Annotated in this window: 19 protein-coding genes and 1 riboswitch; of the genes, 12 read left to right on the forward strand and 7 right to left on the reverse strand. The window is 71.7% G+C overall.

Features of this window, described 5'->3' with window-relative positions; genetic code table 11:
- Positions 1-2 precede the first annotated feature (2 nt).
- Positions 3-1106, reverse strand: coding sequence for a mechanosensitive ion channel family protein (locus Raf01_RS08545; protein ID WP_373319506.1), 1104 nt, complete (start codon positions 1104-1106; stop codon positions 3-5).
- Positions 1107-1347: 241 nt separating this feature from the next.
- Here Raf01_RS08545 and Raf01_RS08550 point away from each other — a divergent pair, with 241 nt between their 5' ends.
- The 9 genes from Raf01_RS08550 (at position 1348) to gatA (ending at position 12912) form a co-directional block, all read left to right on the forward strand.
- Positions 1348-2127 carry an electron transfer flavoprotein subunit beta/FixA family protein gene (locus Raf01_RS08550; protein WP_203917208.1) on the forward strand — a complete coding sequence of 260 codons (780 nt, stop codon included), beginning with the start codon at positions 1348-1350 and terminating at the stop codon, positions 2125-2127.
- A gap of 12 nt (positions 2128-2139) precedes the next feature.
- The gene (locus Raf01_RS08555; RefSeq protein ID WP_203917209.1) at positions 2140-3096 is read left to right on the forward strand and encodes an electron transfer flavoprotein subunit alpha/FixB family protein; all 957 of its coding nucleotides are present in this window, start codon (positions 2140-2142) and stop codon (positions 3094-3096) included.
- A gap of 115 nt (positions 3097-3211) precedes the next feature.
- Positions 3212-4390 carry a cysteine desulfurase family protein gene (locus Raf01_RS08560; protein ID WP_203917210.1) on the forward strand — a complete coding sequence of 393 codons (1179 nt, stop codon included), beginning with the start codon at positions 3212-3214 and terminating at the stop codon, positions 4388-4390.
- 9 nt (positions 4391-4399) lie between these two features.
- Positions 4400-5485 carry a tRNA 2-thiouridine(34) synthase MnmA gene (gene mnmA / locus Raf01_RS08565; RefSeq protein ID WP_203917211.1) on the forward strand — a complete coding sequence of 362 codons (1086 nt, stop codon included), beginning with the start codon at positions 4400-4402 and terminating at the stop codon, positions 5483-5485.
- 83 nt (positions 5486-5568) lie between these two features.
- Entirely contained in the window at positions 5569-6573 is a 1005-nt protein-coding gene (locus Raf01_RS08570; protein ID WP_203917386.1) for a uroporphyrinogen decarboxylase/cobalamine-independent methonine synthase family protein, read from the forward strand.
- A 29-nt stretch (positions 6574-6602) separates the two neighbouring features.
- Positions 6603-8738, forward strand: coding sequence for an NAD-dependent DNA ligase LigA (ligA, locus tag Raf01_RS08575; RefSeq protein ID WP_203917212.1), 2136 nt, complete (start codon positions 6603-6605; stop codon positions 8736-8738).
- Between the two features lie 218 nt (positions 8739-8956).
- Positions 8957-11065, forward strand: coding sequence for a putative bifunctional diguanylate cyclase/phosphodiesterase (locus tag Raf01_RS08580; protein ID WP_203917213.1), 2109 nt, complete (start codon positions 8957-8959; stop codon positions 11063-11065).
- A gap of 72 nt (positions 11066-11137) precedes the next feature.
- Positions 11138-11437 carry an Asp-tRNA(Asn)/Glu-tRNA(Gln) amidotransferase subunit GatC gene (gatC, locus tag Raf01_RS08585; RefSeq protein ID WP_203917214.1) on the forward strand — a complete coding sequence of 100 codons (300 nt, stop codon included), beginning with the start codon at positions 11138-11140 and terminating at the stop codon, positions 11435-11437.
- Entirely contained in the window at positions 11434-12912 is a 1479-nt protein-coding gene (gatA, locus tag Raf01_RS08590; RefSeq protein WP_203917215.1) for an Asp-tRNA(Asn)/Glu-tRNA(Gln) amidotransferase subunit GatA, read from the forward strand. The genes gatC and gatA overlap by 4 nt, the downstream gene beginning before the upstream one ends.
- Positions 12913-12975: 63 nt before the next feature.
- On the opposite strand, the gene Raf01_RS08595 is transcribed toward gatA, so the two are convergent.
- Entirely contained in the window at positions 12976-13161 is a 186-nt protein-coding gene (locus Raf01_RS08595; protein ID WP_203917216.1) for a DUF4236 domain-containing protein, read from the reverse strand.
- Between the two features lie 105 nt (positions 13162-13266).
- Here Raf01_RS08595 and gatB point away from each other — a divergent pair, with 105 nt between their 5' ends.
- Entirely contained in the window at positions 13267-14751 is a 1485-nt protein-coding gene (gene gatB / locus Raf01_RS08600) for an Asp-tRNA(Asn)/Glu-tRNA(Gln) amidotransferase subunit GatB (RefSeq protein WP_373319507.1), read from the forward strand.
- A gap of 7 nt (positions 14752-14758) precedes the next feature.
- Here gatB and Raf01_RS08605 read toward each other — a convergent pair whose 3' ends face one another.
- Entirely contained in the window at positions 14759-16360 is a 1602-nt protein-coding gene (locus Raf01_RS08605; RefSeq protein ID WP_239133464.1) for a metallophosphoesterase, read from the reverse strand.
- Between the two features lie 8 nt (positions 16361-16368).
- Complete coding sequence (locus Raf01_RS08610; RefSeq protein ID WP_239133465.1) at positions 16369-17619, reverse strand: PQQ-dependent sugar dehydrogenase; 1251 nt, start codon at positions 17617-17619, stop codon at positions 16369-16371.
- Positions 17620-17736: 117 nt separating this feature from the next.
- On the opposite strand from Raf01_RS08610, the gene Raf01_RS08615 reads away from it, so the two are divergent.
- Entirely contained in the window at positions 17737-18660 is a 924-nt protein-coding gene (locus tag Raf01_RS08615; RefSeq protein WP_203917218.1) for a 2-hydroxyacid dehydrogenase, read from the forward strand.
- A 5-nt stretch (positions 18661-18665) separates the two neighbouring features.
- Here the strand turns inward: Raf01_RS08615 and Raf01_RS08620 are convergent, their stop codons facing one another.
- Both Raf01_RS08620 and Raf01_RS08625 read right to left on the reverse strand, forming a co-directional pair.
- Complete coding sequence (locus Raf01_RS08620) at positions 18666-19148, reverse strand: PH domain-containing protein (protein WP_373319496.1); 483 nt, start codon at positions 19146-19148, stop codon at positions 18666-18668.
- A 72-nt stretch (positions 19149-19220) separates the two neighbouring features.
- Entirely contained in the window at positions 19221-19742 is a 522-nt protein-coding gene (locus Raf01_RS08625; RefSeq protein WP_203917220.1) for a PaaI family thioesterase, read from the reverse strand.
- A gap of 56 nt (positions 19743-19798) precedes the next feature.
- On the opposite strand from Raf01_RS08625, the gene Raf01_RS08630 reads away from it, so the two are divergent.
- The gene (locus Raf01_RS08630; protein WP_203917221.1) at positions 19799-20302 is read left to right on the forward strand and encodes a winged helix-turn-helix transcriptional regulator; all 504 of its coding nucleotides are present in this window, start codon (positions 19799-19801) and stop codon (positions 20300-20302) included.
- A gap of 25 nt (positions 20303-20327) precedes the next feature.
- On the opposite strand, the gene glyA is transcribed toward Raf01_RS08630, so the two are convergent.
- Entirely contained in the window at positions 20328-21596 is a 1269-nt protein-coding gene (gene glyA / locus Raf01_RS08635; protein WP_203917222.1) for a serine hydroxymethyltransferase, read from the reverse strand.
- Positions 21597-21616: 20 nt separating this feature from the next.
- A riboswitch (ZMP/ZTP riboswitch) is annotated at positions 21617-21702 on the reverse strand.
- Positions 21703-21729: the final 27 nt, after the last annotated feature.

Below are 21729 nucleotides of genomic sequence, written 5' to 3' on the forward strand. Positions count from 1 at the left end.
CATTATCTGCGGTCGTCCGGGCCGGTGAACTCGTTACCCCGCCGCCGCCCGGCCGGGTCACCGCCGAAGACCTGGGAGTCCGCGTCCGGTCCACCGCCGGCCGGGGGTTGCTCGGCGGGCGGTTGGGCGGCCGGGGCGGCCATCTCGGTACGCAGCCGGGGCAGGGACTGCGGGTACTCCGCGCGCAGCCAGCCGACCAGCCGTTCGCGTGTCAGGCAGCGCAGGTCCCACAGGGTCGGCGCGTCCCGTGCGCTGACCAGGGCGCGTACCCGCACCAGGGCGTGTACCGCGTCGGTGACCTGGAGGACGCAGACCCGCCCGTCCCACAGCTCCTCGTTCTCGGTGAGGATCACCCGCAGGTGGTCGCGCAGCTGCTCGACCGGTACCGACCAGTCGAGGTCCAGCTCGACCGTACCCAGCAGGGACGCCTGGGTACGGGTCCAGTTCTCGAACGGCGTCGTGGTGAAGTACGAGGTCGGCAGCACCAGCCGGCGGTCGTCCCAGATGTGCACGACCACGTAGGTCAGCGTGATCTCCTCGACCCGCCCCCACTGGCCGTCGATCACCACGACGTCCTCCAGCCGCAGCGCCTCGCCGAATGCGAGCTGGAGGCCGGCGAACACGTTGCCCAGCAGCGCCTGGGCCGCGAACGCGACCACCGCGGCCACCACGCCGGCCGAGGCGAGCAGGCTGGTGCCGACGAGCCGGGCCTCGCGGAACGTGAACAGGCTGATGATGATCGCCGCGACCACGGATGCCGCCACAGTGATCCGGCGCAGCAGCTGGATCTGCGTGTGCACGGTTCGCGCGGACCGGTTGTCCAGCACATCGGTGCGGAACCGGGACAGCGCGGCGTCCTCGACGAGCAGCAGCATGGTGGCCAGCAACCAGGCGCCGGCCGCGATGGCGAGGATGTCCAGCAGGTGCGCGACGCCGTTGCGCCAGCCACCGTCCAGGCTGGTGTGCCGCAGCCCGATGTCGAGGGTGAGCATCAGCAGCAGGATCTGGAACGGCCGGTGCGCTCGCCGGGCCAGGTCGGCGAGTGGGCCGATCCGCCGGCCGAGCCGGACGAGTACGAAGTGCAGCACCTCGATCGCGGCGAGCATCGCCAGGCCGGCGAGCGCCACGAGCAACAGCTGAACTACGGCAGGCACGAATGTGACGCTACCGAGCCGGGCGTGACCTCGCCCGGCAGGTGACTTCGGTCACGGGATCCGGCGAGGAGCCACAACCTACTAGCGGGTAACATGTGGCGTGGGCAACCGCACAGCGAGCCAGGTTGACCCGTCCGGCGGCACGCGGAACGCTCCAGGTACCGCTCGCTCAACAGGAGGTCATCGAAGCGCGATGAATATCGTCGTACTCGTCAAGCAGGTGCCCGACTCTGGATCGGAGCGTGGCCTGAGCGCTGACGACAAGACCGTCGACCGGGGGTCGGCGAACAACGTGATCAACGAGATGGATGAGTACGCCATCGAGGAAGCGCTCAAGATCCAGGAGGCGCACGGCGGCGAGGTGACGGTACTGACCGTCGGCCCGCAGCAGGCCGCCGAGTCGATCCGCAAGGCGCTGTCGATGGGGCCGGACAAGGCGATGCACGTCGTGGACGACGCGCTGCACGGCTCCTGCGCGCTGGCCACCTCGAAGGTGCTCGCGGCGGCGATCGGGCGGCTGTCTCCGGACCTGGTCATCTCCGGTGCCGAGTCCACCGACGGCCGGGTTCAGGTGATCCCGCACATGATCGCGGAGCGGCTGGGCATCGCCGCGCTGACCGGCGCGCGCAAGCTCGTCGTCGACGGCGCGACGCTGACCGTCGAGCGGCAGACCGACGAGGGCTACGAGGTGGTCACCGCCGCCACGCCCGCCGTCGTCTCGGTCTGGGACACCATCAACGAGCCGCGGTACCCGTCGTTCAAGGGCATCATGGCCGCGAAGAAGAAGCCGGTCGAGACGCTGAGCCTGGCCGACCTCGGAATCGCCGCCGACGAGGTGGGGCTGTCCGGGGCGAGCAGCGCGGTGGTGGAGGCCGGCAAGCGGCCGCCGCGGCAGGGCGGCACCAAGGTCACTGACGAGGGCGACGGCGGCGTGAAGCTGGTCGAGTTCCTCGCGTCCGAGAAGTTCGTGTGAGGTCGGGTCATCATGGCTGAAGTTCTCGTTGTCGTGGAGCACTCCGCCGGGGCGCCCAAGAAGGTGACCCTGGAACTGCTCACCCTCGCCCGAAACCTGGGCGAGCCGGCCGCCGTCGTGTTCGGCGACCCGGGCACCGCGGAAAGCCTGTCGGCGAAGCTCGGCGAGTACGGCGCCGCGAAGATCTACGCCGCGGAGCACGCGGACCTGACCGGCTACCTGGTGGCGCCGAAGGCCACCGTGCTCGCGGCCCTGGTCGGCCAGGTGTCGCCGGCCGCGGTCCTGCTGCCCTCGACGCAGGAGGGCAAGGAGATCGCCGGGCGGCTCGCGGTCAAGCTGGATAATGGCCTGCTCACCGACGTGGTCGACCTGGCCGCCGACGGCACCGCGACCCAGGCGGTCTTCGCCGGCTCCACGATCGTGAAGTCGCAGGTCACTCGCGGTCTGCCGCTGGTCACCCTACGGCCGAACTCGGTGACCCCGGCGCCCGCGCCGGCCACGCCCGAGGTGACCGCGGTCGAGATCGCTCTGACCGACAAGGACAAGCTGACCACCGTCGTCGACCGGGTGGTGGAGCAGAAGGGTTCCCGGCCGGAGCTGACCGAAGCCTCGGTGGTCGTCTCTGGCGGCCGCGGCATGGGCAGCGCGGACAACTTCAAGGTGGTCGAGGAGCTGGCCGACCTGCTCGGCGGCGCGGTCGGCGCGTCCCGCGCGGCCACCGACTCCGGCTTCTACCCGCACCAGTTCCAGGTCGGGCAGACCGGCAAGACCGTCTCCCCGCAGCTGTACGTCGCGGTCGGCATCTCCGGCGCGATCCAGCACCGGGCCGGCATGCAGACCAGCAAGACGATCGTCGCGGTCAACAAGGACCCGGAGGCGCCGATCTTCGAGCTGGCCGACTTCGGCGTGGTGGGCGACCTGTTCAAGGTGGTACCGCAGGCCGCCGAGGAGATCCGCAAGCGCAAGTAGGACGGCGTGACGGCGGCCCCGGACCGGGTGGTCCGGGGCCGCCGCCGTATGCGGTCTCTCATTTGACGGCGGCGGTGAGGGTAGGCCGCGGCGACGGTCGATAGGCTTGAGGGCGATGGCTTACCTTGATCACGCCGCGACCACGCCGATGCTCCCCCAGGCGGTCGAGGCTTACGTGTCAGCCGCCGCGGAGGTGGGCAACGCCTCGTCGTTGCACGCCGCCGGGCGGTGCGCCCGCCGCAAGGTGGAGGAGTCACGCGAGCTGATCGCCGCGGTGCTGGGCGCCCGGCCGTCAGAGGTGATCTTCACCGGCGGCGGCACGGAGAGCGACAACCTCGCCGTGAAGGGCATCTTCTGGGCACGACGATCGGCCGACCCGGCCCGTACCCGGGTGATCGCCAGCTCCGTCGAGCACCACGCCGTACTGGACTCGGTGCAGTGGCTGGAGGCGCACGAGGGTGCGACGGTCAGCTGGCTGCCGGTCGACGCCGACGGCAGGGTACGGGTGGACGCGCTACGCGCCGAACTGGACGCGCACGCCGACGAGGTGGCCCTGATCAGCGTGATGTGGGCGAACAACGAGGTGGGCACGCTGCAGCCGGTCACCGAGCTGACCGCGCTGGCCGCCGAGTACGGCATCCCGTACCACTCCGACGCGATCCAGGCGGTCGGCCAGGTACCGATCGACTTCGCCGGCAGCGGTGTGGCCGCGCTGACCGTGACCGGGCACAAGCTCGGCGGCCCGGTCGGCATGGGTGCGCTGCTGCTCGGCCGGGATGTCGCCGCCACGCCGCTGCTGCACGGCGGCGGCCAGGAGCGCGACGTGCGGTCCGGCACGCTCGACGTGCCCGGCATCGTGGCGTTCGCCACAGCCATGGAGACCAGCGTCAAGGCGCAGCCGGAGTACGCGCTGCGGGTCGGGGCCCTGCGCGACGACCTGGTCAACCGGGTACTGGAGGCGGTACCGGACGCGATCTTCAACGGCCACCCGACCGAGCGGCTGGCGGGCAACGCGCACTTCTCGTTCCCCGGCTGCGAGGGAGACGCGCTGCTCCTGCTGCTGGACGCCGCCGGCATCGCCTGTTCGACCGGCTCGGCCTGCTCCGCCGGGGTGGCGCAACCGTCGCACGTGCTGCTGGCGATGTGCGCCGACGACGACCGGGCCCGGTCCTCGCTGCGCTTCTCGCTCGGCCACACCTCGACGAAGGCCGACATCGACGAGCTGGTCGCCGCGCTGCCGGGCGCGGTCGAGCGGGCCCGCCGGGCCGGGATGAACCGGCCGGGCGCCCGGTAGCCTGGACCCATGCGAGTACTGGCCGCCATGTCTGGCGGGGTCGATTCGGCGGTCGCCGCCGCCCGGGCGGTCGACGCCGGATACGACGTGACCGGGGTGCACCTGGCGCTGGCCCGCAACCCGCAGACCTACCGGTCCGGGGCGCGCGGCTGCTGCACGCTGGAGGACGCCCGGGACGCCCGGCGCGCCGCCGACGTGATCGGCATCCCGTTTTACGTGTGGGACCTGGCCGACCGGTTCCACGAGGACGTGGTGGACGACTTCGTCGCCGAGTACGCGGCCGGACGCACCCCGAATCCCTGCGTGCGCTGCAACGAGAAGATCAAGTTCGCCGCCGTACTGGACCGGGCGATGGCGCTCGGATTCGACGCGGTGGTGACCGGCCACCACGCCCGCCTCGACGGGCAGGGTCGGCTGCGCCGCAGCGTGGACGCCGGCAAGGACCAGTCGTACGTGCTGGCCGTGCTCACCGCCGAGCAGCTGCGCCACTCGATGTTCCCGCTCGGCGACACCACCAAAGCCGGGGTGCGCGAGGAGGCCGCCCGGCGCGGACTGGCCGTGGCCGACAAGCCGGACTCGCACGACATCTGCTTCATCGCCGACGGCGACACCCAGGGCTGGCTGCGCGAGCGGCTGGGCTCGGCGCCGGGCGAGATCGTCGACGCGGCGACCGGCGAGGTGCTCGGCCAGCACGACGGGGCGTACGGGTTCACCGTCGGGCAGCGCAAGGGACTGCGGATCGACCGTCCGGCACCGGACGGCCGGCCGCGCTACGTGCTGTCGATCACGCCGGTCAGCAACACGGTGACGGTCGGCCCGGCCGAGGCGCTGGAGGTGTCGACCGTGTACGGGCAACGTCCACTGTGGACCGGTGAGCCCCGGGTACGGGCGGAGATCCAGCTGCGCGCGCACGGCGAGGTGATCCCGGCCAGCGTGACGGCGTCGGCGGACGGGCTCGTCGCGGCGCTGGACCGGCCGGTCCGCGGGGTGGCGGCCGGCCAGGCGATGGTGGCATATCAGCCCGATCCCGACGGCGACATCGTGCTGGGCTCGGCAACGATCAGTCACGCCGAGCGTCTGGCGACCGCCGCGTGAGCGGTCCGTTCGAGGCGGGGCCGGGCGAGCTGGCCCGGGGCCCGGAAGACCTGACGCGGGGCCTGGAGGCTCTGGCCCCGGCGGTGCCCGCCGAACCGCCTCGACCGTGGCCGGCCGGCGCCGCGACCGGGATCGGGTCGCTGCCCGGCACCGACATCGCGGAGGCGGTCAAGACCGTGCTCGGCGAGCTGCCCGACCTGCCGTACCTGCCCGAGCTGCCGGGCCGGGGGCCGGGCGCGGAGATCATCGGCCGGAGCGCGGGATTCCTGGTCGACCTGCCGGTCGAGCTGTACGCCGCCCGGTGGCGGGTGGCCGCCCGCCGGGGGCGCGACCTGCGGCGCACCGCCGACCTGCTGGAACGCGACCTTGATCAGCTCACTGAACAGGCGGACGGGTACGCCGGCCCGCTGAAGATCCAGTGCGCCGGACCGTGGACCCTGGCCGCCTCGCTCGACCTGCCGATCGGTGGCGCGGTGCTGCGCGATCCCGGCGCGGTACGGGAGCTGACCGCCTCGCTCGCCGAGGGCCTGGCCGCGCACGTGGCGGAGGTGTCCCGGCGGGTACCGGGCGCCCGGCTGCTGCTCCAGCTCGATGAGCCGTCGCTGCCGGCGGTGCTGGCCGGCCGGGTACCCACTGAGAGCGGCTTCGGCACGTTGCGCCCGGTGGAGCCGGTGACCGTGGTGGAGGCGCTGGAGACCGTGATCGGGGCGGCGGGCGTGCCGGTCGTGGCCCACTGCTGCGCCGCGAACGCCCCGATCGAGCTGTTCCGGTCCGCCGGCGCCGTGGCGGTGGCGCTGGATCTCGCGCTGGCCACCGATCTCGACCAGATCGGCGAGGCGATCGACGCCGGGGTGGGCCTGTTCGCCGGGGCGGTGCCGGCCGGTGCCACCCCGCCGACCTCGGCACGGGTCGCCGCCGGGGTGCGGGACCTGTGGAACAAGCTCGGGTTCCCGCTCGCCGATTTGCCGGACCGGGTGGTGATCACGTCGGCCTGCGGGCTGGCCGGTGCGTCTCCGGCCCGGGCGCGAGAGATCATGAAGGTCTCCCGGGAGGCCGCCGAACGGCTGCTGGACGAGGCTCGCTCCTGATCGTCGTACCGGCAGGCTACGGTGCCGGTATGGACGTTGAGGGGGATCTGCCGGCCGGCCTCACCCGGGAGCAGGAGGCGCAGGCCGGCGCGGAGCCACCGGCCGCCGCCCGGGAGCGGCACGCCGAGCTGTCCGCTGAGATCGACGACAACCAGTACCGCTACTACGTCCTCGACCAGCCGAGCGTCTCCGACGGCGAGTACGACGCGATGATGCGCGAGCTCACCCAGCTGGAGACCGAGTTCCCGGCGTTGCGCACGCCCGACTCGCCCACCCAGCGGGTCGGCGGCACCTACTCGACGATGTTCACCGCGGTGACCCACGCCGAGCGGATGCTCAGCCTGGACAACGCGTTCACCGACGACGAGCTGGCGGCGTGGGCGGAGCGGGTCGAGCGCGACGCCGGCGGGCCGGTCAGCTACCTGTGCGAGCTGAAGGTCGACGGCCTGGCGATCAACCTGACCTACGAGCACGGCCGGCTCGTCCGCGGCGCCACCCGGGGTGACGGGCGCACCGGTGAGGACGTCACGCCCAACGTGCGCACCATCGCCGAGGTCCCGGAGCGGCTGCGCGGCGAGGGTGGCCAGGAGCCGCCGGAGCTGGTGGAGGTCCGCGGCGAGATCTTCTTCCCGGTCGAGGCGTTCGGCGAGCTCAATGCCGGCCTGGTCGAGCAGGGCAAGGCCCCGTTCGCCAACCCGCGCAACGCCGCCGCCGGCAGCCTGCGGCAGAAGGATCCGCGGATCACCGCCAGCCGGCCGCTGCGCCTGGTCGTGCACGGCCTGGGCGCGCGCCGGGGATTCGAGCCGACCAGCCAGTCCCACGCCTACGAGTTGATCGCCGGCTGGGGGCTGCCGGTCAGCAAACGCTGGAAGGTCGTCCACACCCTCGACGAGGTGCGCGAGTTCATCGCGTATTACGCCGAGCACCGGCACGACGTCGAGCACGAGATCGACGGCGTGGTGGTCAAGGTCGACGAGGTGTCGATCCAGCGCCGGCTCGGCTCGACCAGCCGTGCGCCGCGCTGGGCGATCGCCTTCAAGTACCCGCCCGAGGAGGTGAACACCAAGCTCCTCGACATCCGCGTCAACGTCGGGCGCACCGGGCGGGTCACGCCTTACGCGGTGCTCGAACCGGTACGGGTCGCCGGCTCCACGGTCGCGCTCGCGACCCTGCACAACGCGAGCGAGGTGACCCGCAAGGGGGTGCTCATCGGCGACACCGTCGTGCTGCGCAAGGCCGGCGACGTGATCCCGGAGGTCGTCGGGCCGGTCGTCGCCCAGCGTGACGGCACCGAGCGCGAGTTCCAGATGCCGGCCCGGTGCCCGGAGTGCGACACGCCGCTTGCCCCGGCCAAGGAGGGCGACGTCGACATCCGGTGCCCGAACACCCGATACTGCCCGGCGCAGCTGCGGGAGCGGATCTTCCACCTCGGGGGGCGCGGCGGGCTGGACATCGAGGTGCTGGGCTACAAGGCCGCGACCGCCCTGCTGGTCGACGGTGTGATCGGCGACGAGGGGGACCTCTTCGCGATCGACGCCGACAAGCTCGCCACCAGCGAGTTCTTCGTCAACAAGGACGGCTCGCTGGGGTCCAACGCGGTCAAGCTGCTGGCCAACCTCGACGAGGCGAAGAACCGGCCGCTGTGGCGGATCCTGGTCGCGCTGTCCATCCGGCACGTCGGCCCGACCGCCGCGCAGGCGTTGGCGAGGGAGTTCGGCTCGGTGGACGCGATCGAGGCGGCCTCGCGCGACGAGCTGGCCGCGGTCGAGGGGGTCGGCCCGACGATCGCCGATTCGGTCATCGACTGGTTCACCGTCGACTGGCACCGGGAGGTCGTCGAAAAGTGGCGGGCGGCCGGGGTGTCATTGGCCGAGGAGCGGGTCGAGGAGGGGCCCAAACCATTGGCCGGAATCAGTGTCGTGGTGACCGGCAGCCTGGCCGACTATTCGCGTGACGGTGCGGCGGAGGCTATTGCCGAACGCGGCGGAAGGTCGAGTTCGAGCGTGTCCAAGAAGACCGATTTCGTGGTGGTCGGGGAGTCCCCGGGAAGTAAGTACGAAAAGGCGGTCGCGCTCAAGGTTCCGATCCTTGACGAGGAGGGATTCGCGGTGCTGCTCGGCCAGGGGCCGGAGGCGGCCCGCGCGGTGGCCCGGATCGAGGAGTAGAAATTCCACCATTCCGGTGAAATGGTCACGGCGATACGGGCGGAATCGGTCCGCACGGGGGCGGGCAGACGTACGGTGAGCTGCGCCATCTATTTCGACTTTGTCACGAGTCACCATGATGGGCACAAAACCGGCGTCACCCACTTATCGTGATGTCGTTTCATTCGGCAGGCGAGTCGGCACCGGCCGCCGGGGACGTGAGCGCCCAGGGAGGATCGATGGAGCCGACGGCGCTGCGCAACACGGCACCTCCCCGGCGCGAGGGAGTCTTCTTCGGGTACGTCGCCGTGGTCTGCGTGTCCGGGCTCGCCGTCTTCGCGCCGCAGGTGCCGGGCCTGCCAGACTTCCTGCGCTCCGCGCCCGCCGCGTTCTGGCTGATGGGCGCGCTGGCCGTGCTGCTGGACGTGTCGCCGCTGCGCCCGCCGGGGCCGCGCCAGACCTCGCCGGTCTTCCCGTCGATCTGCTTCACCTTCGCCACCCTGCTGGTCTGGGGGCTCGGGCCGGCGGTGCTCGTGCAGACCGTCGCGGTGGCGGCGGCGTCGGCCCGGATGCGGTACCGGCCGTGGCGCGCCGCGTTCAACGCCGGCCAGTACGCGGTCGCGTTCGGCGCCGCCGCGCTGGTGCTCAGGCTGGCGGAAGCCGAGCCGCTGGCGCGGGTCAACCGGCCGGGCTGGACGGCCGCGATGATCGCGCTGGCCGCCGGGGTGACCTGGTTCGTGGTCAACTATGCCCTGGTCAGCTGGGCGGTGTGGCTGCGTTTCGAGGGCAGCTTCTGGAGCCTGCTGAGCCACACCGCCGGGTACGAGACGCTGTCCACCGGCGCCCTGCTGCTCCTCGGGCCGGTGCTGGTCGGTGCCGTCGACCTGAGCCCGGCACTGATCCCGTTCGTGTTGGTCCCGCTGTACGCGGTGAACCAGATGGCCCGCCTCTACACCGCGCACAACCGGCTGGCCACCCGTGACTCGCTCACCGGCCTGGCCAACCGGGAACGGCTGATGGCCGAGGTCGACGAGCAGGTCGGCGCGCACGAGGCCGCTGCCGAGGATCCCGGTTCGCCGGTGTTCGCCCTGCTGTTGCTGGACATCGACCGGTTCAAGCACGTCAACGACGCCCTCGGGCACGGTGTCGGCGACCGGCTACTCGTCCATGTGGGGCGGCGGCTGTCCGCCACGGTACGGCCGGAGGACCTGGTCGCCCGGCTGGGCGGAGACGAGTTCGCGATCGTCGCCCCGGGCCTGTCCGGTGCGGGTGAGGCCCGCGCCCTGGCCGAGCGGATCGCCGCCGTACTGGACGATCCGGTCGCCCTGGACGGGCTGCCACTCGACGTGGGCGGGTCGATCGGCGTGGCCGTGTACCCGCGCCACGGCGACGACTTCGCCACCCTGATGCGCCACGCCGACGTGGCCATGTACGACGCCAAGACCCGGGGCGACGTCGTCGCCGTCTACACGCCGGAGTCCGATCACAACTCGCCACAGCGGCTGGGACTGCTCGCCGACCTGCGCCGGGCTCTGGAGACGCCAGGCGCCGAGGAGATCGCCTTCTACTACCAGCCCCAGGTCGAGCTGCGCACCGGCGACGTCATCGGCGTGGAGGCGCTGCTGCGCTGGCACCACCCGCAGCGCGGGATGGTCGATCCGGAGGAGCTGATCCGGGTCGCCGAGCAGAGCGCGGTGATGCGGCTGCTCACCCTGAGGGTGGTCGACGACGTGGTGGCCCAGCTGGCCAAGTGGGAGGCGGACGGCCTGAGCCTGCGCGCCGCGATCAACGTGAGCGTCCGCGACCTGCACACCGGCGAGATCGTCGACCGCCTGGCCGACCGGCTGCGGCACCACGGGATCGGCCCCGACCAGGTGCAGCTGGAGATCACCGAGGGCGCGTTGATGGCGGATCCCCGGCGGGTACTCGCCACGCTGCGCCGGCTGGACCGGCTCGGGGTGGCGCTGTCCCTGGACGACTTCGGCACCGGATACTCGTCCATGCAGCACCTGCGCCGGCTGCCGCTGTCCGAGGTGAAGATCGACCGTTCGTTCGTCCTCGGCATGGCGGAGGACTCGGACGACGAGGCGATCGTCCGGTCGATCATCGAGCTGTCCGGCGCGCTCGGCCTGCGTGTGGTGGCCGAGGGCGTGGAAGACGAGCGGACCTACCGGCTGCTCGCCCGGATGGGCTGCGACGTGGCGCAGGGCTGGTACTACGCCCGGCCGATGCCGGCCGACCAGCTGGCCTTCTGGCTGTCCCGGTACCGGCCGCCGCAGCGCCTGCTGGCCGGCTGGCCGTCGTCGGGGATGACCCCGGGCGCCCGGCGTGGCGGGATGGGCAAATAGACTTTCCCGAGCCGGAGCGCGCGTGCCACGCTGCGCCCGAGGGATCCGTGACGACGATGACAGGGGGCAGCATTGGCCGCCATCTCCCGCGAGGAGGTCGCGCATCTGGCGCATCTCGCTCGCCTGGCTGTCACCGAGGAGGAGTTGGACACGTTCGCCGGGCAACTGGACGTGATCCTTCAGGCGGTGGCCCGGGTGGGGGAGGTCGCCGCGGCCGACATCCCGCCGACGTCGCACTCGGTCCCGCTGACCAACGTGCTGCGTGAGGACGTGGTACGCCCCGGGCTGACCCGGGAAGAGGCGCTGTCCGGGGCGCCGGACGCCGAGGACGGGCGGTTCCGGGTACCGCGGATTCTCGAGGAGGAGTCGTGACCACGGATCTTGTTCGGTCCTCCGCGGCCGAGCTGGCCGGCCTGATCGCCTCCGGGGAGGCGTCCGCGGTCGAGGTGACCCGGGCGCACCTGGACCGGATCGGCGCGATCGACTCGCGGGTGCACGCGTTCCTCCACGTGGACGACGAGGGGGCGCTGGCGGCCGCGGCCGACGTGGACGCCCGCCGGGCCGCGGGTGAGACGCTCGGGCCGCTGGCCGGCGTGCCGATCGCGGTGAAGGACGTGCTGACCACCAAGGGGGTACCGACCACCGCCGGCTCGAAGATCCTGGAGGGCTGGAGGCCGCCGTACGACGCGACGATCGTGCGCCGGCTGCGCGAGGCGGGGCTGGTGATCCTCGGCAAGACCAACATGGACGAGTTCGCGATGGGCTCATCGACGGAATACTCCGCGTTCGGGCCGACCCGTAACCCGTGGGACCTCGACCGGATCCCGGGTGGCTCGGGTGGCGGCAGCGCCGCGGCGGTGGCCGCGTACGAGGCGCCGCTGGCCATCGGCACCGACACCGGCGGCTCGATCCGCCAGCCGGGTGCGGTCACCGGCACCGTCGGAGCGAAGCCGACCTACGGCGGCACGTCCCGGTACGGGTTGATCGCCTTCTCGTCCAGCCTGGACACCCCGGGCCCGTGCGCCCGGACGATCGAGGACGCCGCGCTGCTGCACGCCGTGATCGGCGGTCACGACCCGGCCGACTCGACGTCGATCCCGGCCCCGGTGCCGCCGGTGGTCGAAGCGGCCCGGGAGGGCGCTTCGGGCGACCTCGCCGGCGTACGCGTCGGGTTGGTCCGCCAGTTCGCCGGCGAGGGCGCCGAGCCGGGTGTCGTGGCGGTGTTCCGGGAGACGGTCGAGGCGCTGGTCAAGCTCGGCGCCGAGGTGGTCGAGGTGTCCTGCCCGCACTTCGAGTACGCGCTGCCCGCCTATTACCTGATCGCGCCCAGCGAGGCGTCGTCCAACCTGGCCCGGTTCGACGGGGTGCGCTACGGCCTGCGGGTCGGCGACGACGGCACGCACTCGCTGGAGGAGGTGATGTCGCTGACCCGCGACGCCGGCTTCGGCCCGGAGGTCAAGCGGCGCATCATCCTCGGCACGTTCGCCCTGTCCTCGGGCTACTACGACGCCTACTACGGGCAGGCGCAGAAGGTCCGCACGCTGATCGGGCGCGACTTCGCCGCCGCGTTCGAGCAGGCCGACGTGCTGATCGCGCCGACCACGCCGTTCGTCGCGTTCCCGTTCGGATCGCGGACCGGCGACCCGTACCAGATGTACCTCGCCGACCTGTTCACCATCCCGTCGAACCTGTACGGCGGCCCGGCGATCTCGGTTCCCTGCGGGCTGTCCGACGGGCTGCCGGTCGGGCTCCAGGTGATGGCGCCGACCATGGCCGACGACCGGATGTACCGGATCGGGGCGGCGCTGGAGTCGGTCGTACCGCAGTTGGTGCCGCCGGCTCTGTAGTCCACCGCACGGCGTGGGGCCCGGCATCCGCCGGGCCCCACGCCGTCCGCGCCGTGCGTACCGTTACTTGGCCGCGCCGCTACCGCGGCTGCGCCAGGACAGCGGACCCGGTAGGTCCACGCGTTGAGCCCGAGTGCGTGAGTTCCAGGACCACTTACCGATCTTGATGCTCCACGATGACAACCCGTGCCGGCCGAAGTTGAAGTGGATCGGACCAACCTTGTAGATCTTGCGGAACATGAGTGGCACTGTGCGTCTCCTCTCACTCTGCGTTCCGGAATACCCGAGCGGTCTGAGCGCGAAACCCGGAGGAATCGCCGGCGGGGCGGCGGCTACGCTGTTGCGGTGACCACCATCGCGCCGCTGTCGTACGAGCAAGCCATCGAGCGTTATGAGCCCGTCATCGGGCTCGAGACGCACGTCGAGCTGGGCACCCGGACCAAGATGTTCTGCGCCTGCCCGACCGACTTCGGTGCCGAGCCCAACACCCAGGTCTGCCCGGTCTGCCTGGGCCTGCCCGGCAGCCTGCCGGTGGCCAACCGGGCGGCGATCGAGGCGACGATCCGGATCGGGCTCGCGCTCAACTGCACGATCGCGAGCTGGTCGCGGTTCGCCCGGAAGAACTACTTCTACCCGGACATGCCGAAGGACTTCCAGACCAGCCAGTACGACGAGCCGCTGTGCGTCGACGGCTGGCTGGACGTCGAGGTCGAGGGTGAACTGGTGCGCGTCGAGATCGAGCGCGTGCACCTGGAGGAGGACACCGGCAAGACGCTGCACCTGGGCGGCGCGACCGGGCGCATCCACGGGGCGACCGAGTCGCTGGTCGACTACAACCGCGCGGGCATCCCGCTGGTCGAGATCGTCACCCGGCCGGTACCGGGCACCGGGTCGCGCGCCCCGCTGGTCGCCCGGGCATACGTCACCGAGCTGCGCGACGTGATCCGGACGCTGGGCGTGTCGGACGTTCGCATGGAGCAGGGCTCCCTGCGCTGCGACGTCAACGTGTCGCTGAACCGGCCCGGCCAGGAGTGGGGCACCCGCACCGAGACCAAGAACGTCAACTCGCTGCGCAGCGTGGAGCGCGCGGTCCGCTCGGAGATCATGCGCCAGGCTGCCGTACTGGACAGCGGCGACCGGATCGTCCAGGAGACCCGGCACTTCTCCGAGGACACCGGCGACACCCGGCCCGGGCGCAGCAAGGAGACCGCGACCGACTACCGGTACTTCCCGGAGCCCGACCTGGTGCCGCTGGCCCCGGACGCGGCATGGGTCGCCGAGCTGAAGGCCGCCCTGCCCGAGTCGCCGCGGCTGCACCGCCGCCGGCTCCAGGAGGCGTGGGGGCTGTCCGACCACGACATGCAGTCGGTGCTCAACGCCGGCGCGGTGGAGCTGATCGAGGCCACGATCGCGGCCGGCGCGAGCCCGGACGCGGCCCGCAAGTGGTGGATGGGCGAGCTGGCCCGGCGGGCCAACGAAACCGGTACGGAGCTGAGCTCGCTGACCAGCCCGGAGCAGGTCGCCGCGCTGCAGCGGCTGGTCGACGAGGGGAAGCTGACCGACAAGCTGGCCCGCACCGTGCTGGAGGGCGTCGTGGCCGGGGAAGGCACCCCGGCCGAGGTGATGGCCGCCCGCGGGCTCGAGGTGGTCTCGGACACCGGCGCCTTGACGGCGGCGATCGACGAGGCGATCGCGGCGAACCCGGCGGTGGCCGACAAGGTCCGCGGCGGCCAGGTCGCGGCGGCCGGTGTGCTGATCGGTGCGGTCATGAAGGCCACCAAGGGCCAGGCGGACGCGAAGACGGTACGCGAGCTGATCCTCGGCCGGCTGGGTTCCTGACCGGCGGTCAGCTGCGGGACGGGTTCGGCGAGCCGCTCGGCGACCCGCTCGGTGGCGCCTTGACCACGTGCCGCTGGATTGTCACTTCGGTCTGCCCGGTGCCGCCCAGCGTGATGTCGTCATACCCCTGCAGCGCGTGCGTGGGGTCGAAGTAGAGCACCGACATCTCCAGGGGTGTCGGTGCCTCGCCCTCCAGGCCGCGCAGCCCCGCACCACCGGTCGAGCCCTCGACCATCAGCGCCGTCTTCTGCTGCCCGGTCAGCTGCGGCATGGTGCTCACGTCCCGGTGGTGGATGTGGCCGGCGAGGACCAGCGGTACCAGACCGTCCAGCGCCCCGGCCGAGGCCGGTTCGTGGACCATGGCCACGTCGACCGGCTTGCCGGCGTTCCGGATCGTCTGGGCCAGCTTCTCCCCGGACGCCTCCTGCACCTCGGCGGCCTGGTGCCCGGCCGCCCCGCTCGGTCCAGGCTCCTTGTCGGGAGTGAACTGCGGATCGCCGATCCCGGCGATGGTCAGGCCGTCCACGGTGACGATCCGGTTCTCCAGGACGATCGCGTTCGACTGCTTGGCCACCGCGTCGGCGGTGGTCCCCGAGTCGTGGTTGCCGCGGACGAACACGTACGGGATCTTGAGGGCGCCGATCGAGTTGACGAAGGACGCCTCCACCTGGGTACCCCAGTCGTCGATGTCGCCGGTGTCGACCACCAGGTTGATGTCGTACTGCTTCACGACGGTCGAGATCACCGACCAGGCGGCCGGGTTGAGGTGCAGGTCGGAGATGTGCAGGACGCGCAGCGAGCCCGGGGCGGGCTGGTAGACCGGCAGCGTGGACAGCGTGCCGTACAGCTTGCTGACGTTGTTGACCAGGCGTTGCAGCTCGTCGCGGTACTGGCCGAACTGGTTGGCGATCTGCTTCGCGTCACCGATCACGGCGGGTGCGTTGGACAGCAGGCCGTGGTACCTCGGCTCGTCCACCGAGCCGGGCCGGAACGTGGCGACCGCGATGCCGCCGCTGCCCAGGATGGTGACCAGGGCCAGGGCGCCACAGATCGCCACCCGCTTCATGTTGCGGAACACGAACGCGGAGAGCACCAGCGCACCGAGCACGCCGGCACCGGTCGCCTGGAACACCATCCGGGTGATGCCGCGCTCCACGTCGTTGACCGCGCCCGAGCTGGCCTTGGCGATGCCGTTGGGGTCCGTGGCCAGGGCGAGCGTCCGCTTCTGGTCCAGCGCCTCCAGCCGTACCGTGAGGTGCGCCGGCCCGTCGTGGCTGGCCAGTTCGAGCGAGCCGAGCGGCGGGATCTGCACCTCCGTACCGCCGGACAGCGACGGAGTCAGGCTGAACTGGGCGGCGAACGGCCCCACGTCGTCGTGGCTCGGCCCGGCCACCAGCAGGCCGATGGTCACCCCGACCAGGCTGGTCACCACGAGCGCCAGCGCCAGGCCGAGGCGCCGCCACATCCGGGGTCGGTCGGCGACCCGTACCGCCGCGCGCAGGGGCGGCGCCACGGCCCGTCGCGATGCGACCAGAGCGCGGCGCGACGCGTGCCAAGCGCCGCGCATCCGGCGACGGCCCGCCGAGCCGTCGTCGTGTGGACCGGTCACAGTCACACTCAGCTCAGCCCAACACCGCTGCCAGCCAGGACGATCCGCAGGATCCGGTCATCGTCGGGGGTTGGCGTGCCCTGACCGTCCTTGTTGGAGGTGGTCACCCAGATCGACCCGTCCGGCGCGGTGACCGCGCTGCGCAGCCGCCCGTACGTGTCCTCCAGCAGGCTCTGCGGTGCCCCCAGGCTGCCGCCGGCGTTGGTCAGCTGGATCAGGTACAGGCGGGCTCCGGTGAGGCAACTGGTGACCAGGAGCTGGCCGCTGTCGGCCAGCCCGGTGCAGCCCGCCTCGCTCGGTTTGAGCTGGACCATCGGGTCGGCGTACTTGGTGTTCTCGGCGATGCCCTCGACGGCCGGCCAGCCGTAGTTCTTGCCCGGCTGGACCAGGTCGACCTCGTCCCACGACGAGCGGCCCAGGTCGGTCACGTAGAGGTGCTTGCCCGAGTCCCAGGTCAGGCCCTGAGGATCGTGCAGACCGGACGCGTAGACCAGCGAGCTGGCGGTGGGGTTGCCCGCCGCCGGCTTGCCGTCCGGCTTCATCCGGAGGACCTTGCCGGCCAGGCTCTGCGGATTCGTGGCGGCGGTCGGGTCACCGGCGTCACCCGTGGTCGCGTACAGCATGCCGTCCGGACCGAACCCGAGCCCGCCGCCGTTGTCGCTGGTCCCGTGCGGGATGCCGGTGACCAGCGGAGTCGGCGTCCCACCCAGCTTGAGCGAGGCGATCCGGTTGTCGTCGGCGGTCGAGTAGTAGACGTAGACGGTCTGGTCGGTCTTGTATTTCGGCGAGACCGCGATGCCCAGCAGGCCGCCGTCGTCGCCGGTGGCGATGCCGGTCAGTGTCTGGACCGGCGTGACCGTCATCCCGCCGGTGCCCTGCGCGGGGGAGCCCTGCGAGGGGTTGACGGCCTCCGGTTGGCTGGGTGTCGTGGACGGCTCCGCGCCCGGTGACGCGCTGGCCCCATCGGTAGACCCGATCTTGAGAATGCGCCCACTGTCACGCTCGGTGACCAGTGCGGTGCCATCCGGCAGGAACGCGAGCCCCCACGGCACTTCCAGGCCCTTCGCGACCACATCGACGGCCGCCTGACCGCTGTCGTCGCCGCCGCTGCTCGGCAGCGCCGTCGGAGACGGCAGCTTCGGCGGCTGTCCGGCCTGGTCGGGCGGCGGCGCACCGAAACTGCACGCGGTCAGCGCACTCACCGCCAACACCAGGACAGCGGTCGGCCTCCAGGTGCGCTTCACGAGGGTGGCGGTCACGGGGCCCAGCCTAGCCGCCCAGATCACCACGTCGCTTCTTGATCAATCCAACCGCACCCGGACCGGGCGTACCCGCGCGGTGCTGCGCGGCAGGTGGGGTGGTTATCGTCGGTACCCGTGAAGGTGTGGATCGGGCGAGAAGATGGTGCGGCGTTTCTGGGTGACCTGCCTCCGGAGGTCGAGGTCGAGGTCTTCGCCTCGGTGGACGGGCCGATGCCGTCCGATCCGGGGTCGGTGGAGTTCTGGGTGCCGCCGTTCCTGTCCACCAGCCGCGTGGCCGAGTTCACCGCCAAGCTGACCGGCCTGCGGGTCATCCAGCTGATGTCGGCCGGCGCGGACGCGTGGGTCGGCCGGGTCCCGCCCGGGGTGACTCTGTGCGACGCGCGCGGTGTGCACTCGTCGTCCACGTCCGAGTGGGTGCTCACCGCCGTGCTGTCCTACCTGCGGTCCTTCCCGGCGTTCGCCCGCGACCAAGCGGACCGGACCTGGTCGTACGGGCGGTACGCGCCGACCGACGAGCTGGCCGGCAAGCGGGTGTTGATCGTCGGTGCGGGGGCGATCGGCGAGGCGACTGCCGCCCGGTTGGCGCCGTTCGAGGTGACCGTGACCCTGGTCGCGCGGACCGCGCGGGACGGGGTGCACGGCATCGATGAGCTGCCCGGGCTGCTGCCCGACGCCGACGTGGTGATCCTGCTGCTCCCGCTGACCCCGGAAACCCGCGGCCTGGTGGACGCCGACTTCCTGCGGCGCATGCCGGAGGGCGCACTGCTGGTCAACGCGGCGCGCGGTCCGGTTGTGCGCACCGAGGCGCTGGTCGCCGAGCTGGCCACCGGCCGTATCGGCGCGGCCGTCGACGTGACCGATCCGGAGCCGCTGCCTGAGGATCATCCACTGTGGACGATGCCGAACTTCCTGCTCACGCCGCACGTGGGTGGGTCGGTACGGGGGCTGCTGCCCCGGGCGTACGGGCTGGTGGGCGACCAGATCCGCCGGTACGCGGCCGGCCAGCCGGTGATCAACGAAGTCCAGAACGGGTACTGAGGGGCTCAGCCCTCGCTGGCGGTCGGGCTCCCGTCGCGCTCGGAAGCGGTGGCCGGCTCGGGAACGCCGGCCGCCTCGACCGCCTCGACCGCCTCGGCCGGGTCGGCGTCGTCCGGCTCTCCGGACTCCTCTGTCGTGGCCAGCTCCTGGCCGCTCGCGGCGACCAGCCGGGGCAGGTCGGCCGGGGTGACCGCGGGCAGGGTCACCGAGCCGCCGCCGTCCAGCATCGCGACCACCCGGCGCTGCGCCGGCACGAAGCCGGTGATCCGTTCCCAGGGCACCCGAGTTGCCCCGAACAGTGCCCGGATGGACAGTCCGTCCTGGTTGGCGTCGGTACCCGCCCGCCAGCCCCAGATCATCACTGCCAGCGGTACCAGCAGGATCGGCGTCAGGTACCACTGGACGGTGGCCACCGGTACGGCGCCGAACAGGGCGACCAGCCCGGCGACGACGATCGCCGCGTTGTGCCGGAATTTGACGGTGCTCACCATCCCATGGTCGCACCCGTGCCCCGGCCACCGCCGCGCGGACCGACGGTGCCGAGAGCCAATAGCCAGCGGTCAGCGACCGGGCGGTACGTCGAAGATCAGGCAGGACGAGGTGGCGTACGCGACCAGCTGGCCGGACTCGTCGGTCAGCCGCGCCTCGGCGAGGGCGTTGCGACGGGTACGGGACAGGATCGCACCGGTGCACCGGAGCTGGCCCGATGCCGTGGTCACCGGCCGGAGGAACTTGACGTTGAGGTCCATCGACGTGTAGCCCTGTCCGGCCGGCAGCACCGAGTGCACGGTGCACGCGGCGGCCGTGTCGAGCAGGGTCGACAGGATGCCGCCGTGCACCGACCCGAGCGGGTTGTAGTGGAACTCCTGGGGGGTGAGCCGCACGGTCACCCGGCCCTCGTCCGCCTCGAACCCGTCGACGTCGATGGTCTGCATGAACGGCGGTGGAGGCAGCTCGCCCGAGATCATCGCCCGCAGCATCTCCAGGCCACTACGGCGGCCGACCATCGCGGCGTGGGCCGCGGGATCGGACCAGGAGAACGTGCGGGTTCGGGTCAGCCCGACCTCCTGAGTCTGCGTCATGGATGCAGACTCGCAGCCGTTTGTTGAGTCTGTCAACGAGATCTAGCCTTGGCGACATGAGACCTGCGGCACTGGACTTCTCGACCGACAACTGCACGATCGGTCGGACCATGGAGATCCTCGGCGAGCGATGGACCCTGGTGGTGCTCCGGGAGATCTTCAGTGGCCTCCGCCGGTTCGAGGAGATGCGGGAGCGGACGAACATCCCCCGCCAGGTCCTCGCCAACCGGCTGGCGCTCCTGCTCGACCACGGGATCCTGCGCCGCCACCCGTACCAGGAGCCGGGCGCCCGGGCGCGCTACGAGTACCGGTTGACTCCAAAGGGGTTCGACCTGTACCCGATCCTGGTCGCCGTACGGGAGTGGGGCGACCGGTACCTGGCGGACCCGGAGGGGCCGTCGCTGCGCCACGAGCACCGGGACTGTGGCGCCGAAGTGCGCGCGGAGCTGCGATGCGAGGCGGGACACCGGCTGGAATCGGCTCGAGACGTGCTACCGCGGCCGGGGCCGGGCGCCCACCTCCGGACGGAGGCGGGCGCACCGGCGACGGTGAGCGGCTGACGGCGCCGGGGCGCCGCACGGGTGCTCAGGCGGCCGCGTAGCCCGGCATCGGGTACCCGGCGAGCAGGTCCCGTACCTCTCCGGAGATCTTGTCCAGAGCCGCCTCGTCGGCCGCCGCGCTGGCGCCGACCGCCTCGTCGATCCACGCCGCGACCTGCGGCATCTGCGCCTCGGTCAAGCCCCGGGTGGTCAGCGCCGGGGTGCCGAGCCGGATGCCGGACGGGTCGAACGGCTTGCGGGTGTCGAACGGCACCGTGTTGTAGTTCAGCTCGATGCCGGCCCGGTCCAGCGCTTGGGCGGCCGGCTTGCCGCCGATCCCCTTGCTGGTCAGATCCACCAGGATCAGGTGGTTGTCGGTGCCGCCGGAGATCAGGTCGAAGCCGCGCTCGACCAGGGCCGCCGCGAGCGCCTTGGCATTCGCGACCACCTGGTGCGCGTAGTCCCGGAATCCCGGCTGCGACGCCTCGTGCAGCGCGACGGCGATGCCGGCGGTGGTGTGGTTGTGCGGGCCGCCCTGCAGGCCGGGGAAGACCGCCTTGTCGATCGCGCTGGCCTTCTCGGCGGTACTCATGATCATGGCACCGCGGGGGCCGCGCAGTGTCTTGTGCGTGGTCGTGGTGAGCACGTCCGCGTGCCCGACCGGGGACGGGTGCGCGCCGCCGGCGATCAGGCCGGCGATGTGCGCGATGTCGGCGACCAGTACGGCGTCGATCTCCCGGGCGATCTCCGCGAACGCCGGGAAGTCGATGGTGCGCGGGATCGCCGTACCGCCGCAGAAAATGACCTTGGGGCGCTCGGCCAGAGCCAGCTCCCGCACCTGGTCCATGTCGGTGCGTCCGGTTTCCTGCCGCACCCCGTAGCGCACCGAGCGGAACCACTTGCCGGTCGCCGAGACCGACCAGCCGTGGGTCAGGTGGCCGCCCATCGGCAGCGACATGCCCATCACGGCGTCGCCGGGCTGCAGGAACGCCAGGTAGACCGCCAGGTTGGCGGGCGAGCCCGAGTATGGCTGGACGTTGGCGTGATCGACACCGAACAGTGCCTTGGCCCGGTCGACCGCCAGCGTCTCGATCTGGTCGATGAGCTGCTGGCCCTCGTAGTACCGCTTGCTCGCGTACCCCTCGGAGTATTTGTTCGTCAGCACGCTGCCGGTGGCTTCCAGCACCGCGGTGGAGACGTAGTTCTCGGACGCGATCATGCGCAGCTTGTCGTGCTGGCGCTGGGCTTCCGCCTCGATCAGCTCCGCGATCCGCGGGTCGGCGGCAGCCAGATCTGGGATTCGTGGGGTGTGCATGGCTACTCCTCGCTCATCACCCCCGGCACCCAGGCGCGCGGTGCCGTGGTCTGCGTCGCTCCCCGGTGGTCGATTCCACCTCAACGCGCCAGTCGCGGCGACGCACCGATCCTAGTCGGTGCGTCGCCGCACG

The sequence above is a fragment of the Rugosimonospora africana genome, from assembly GCF_016862975.1.
Lineage (GTDB): Bacteria > Actinomycetota > Actinomycetes > Mycobacteriales > Micromonosporaceae > Rugosimonospora > Rugosimonospora africana.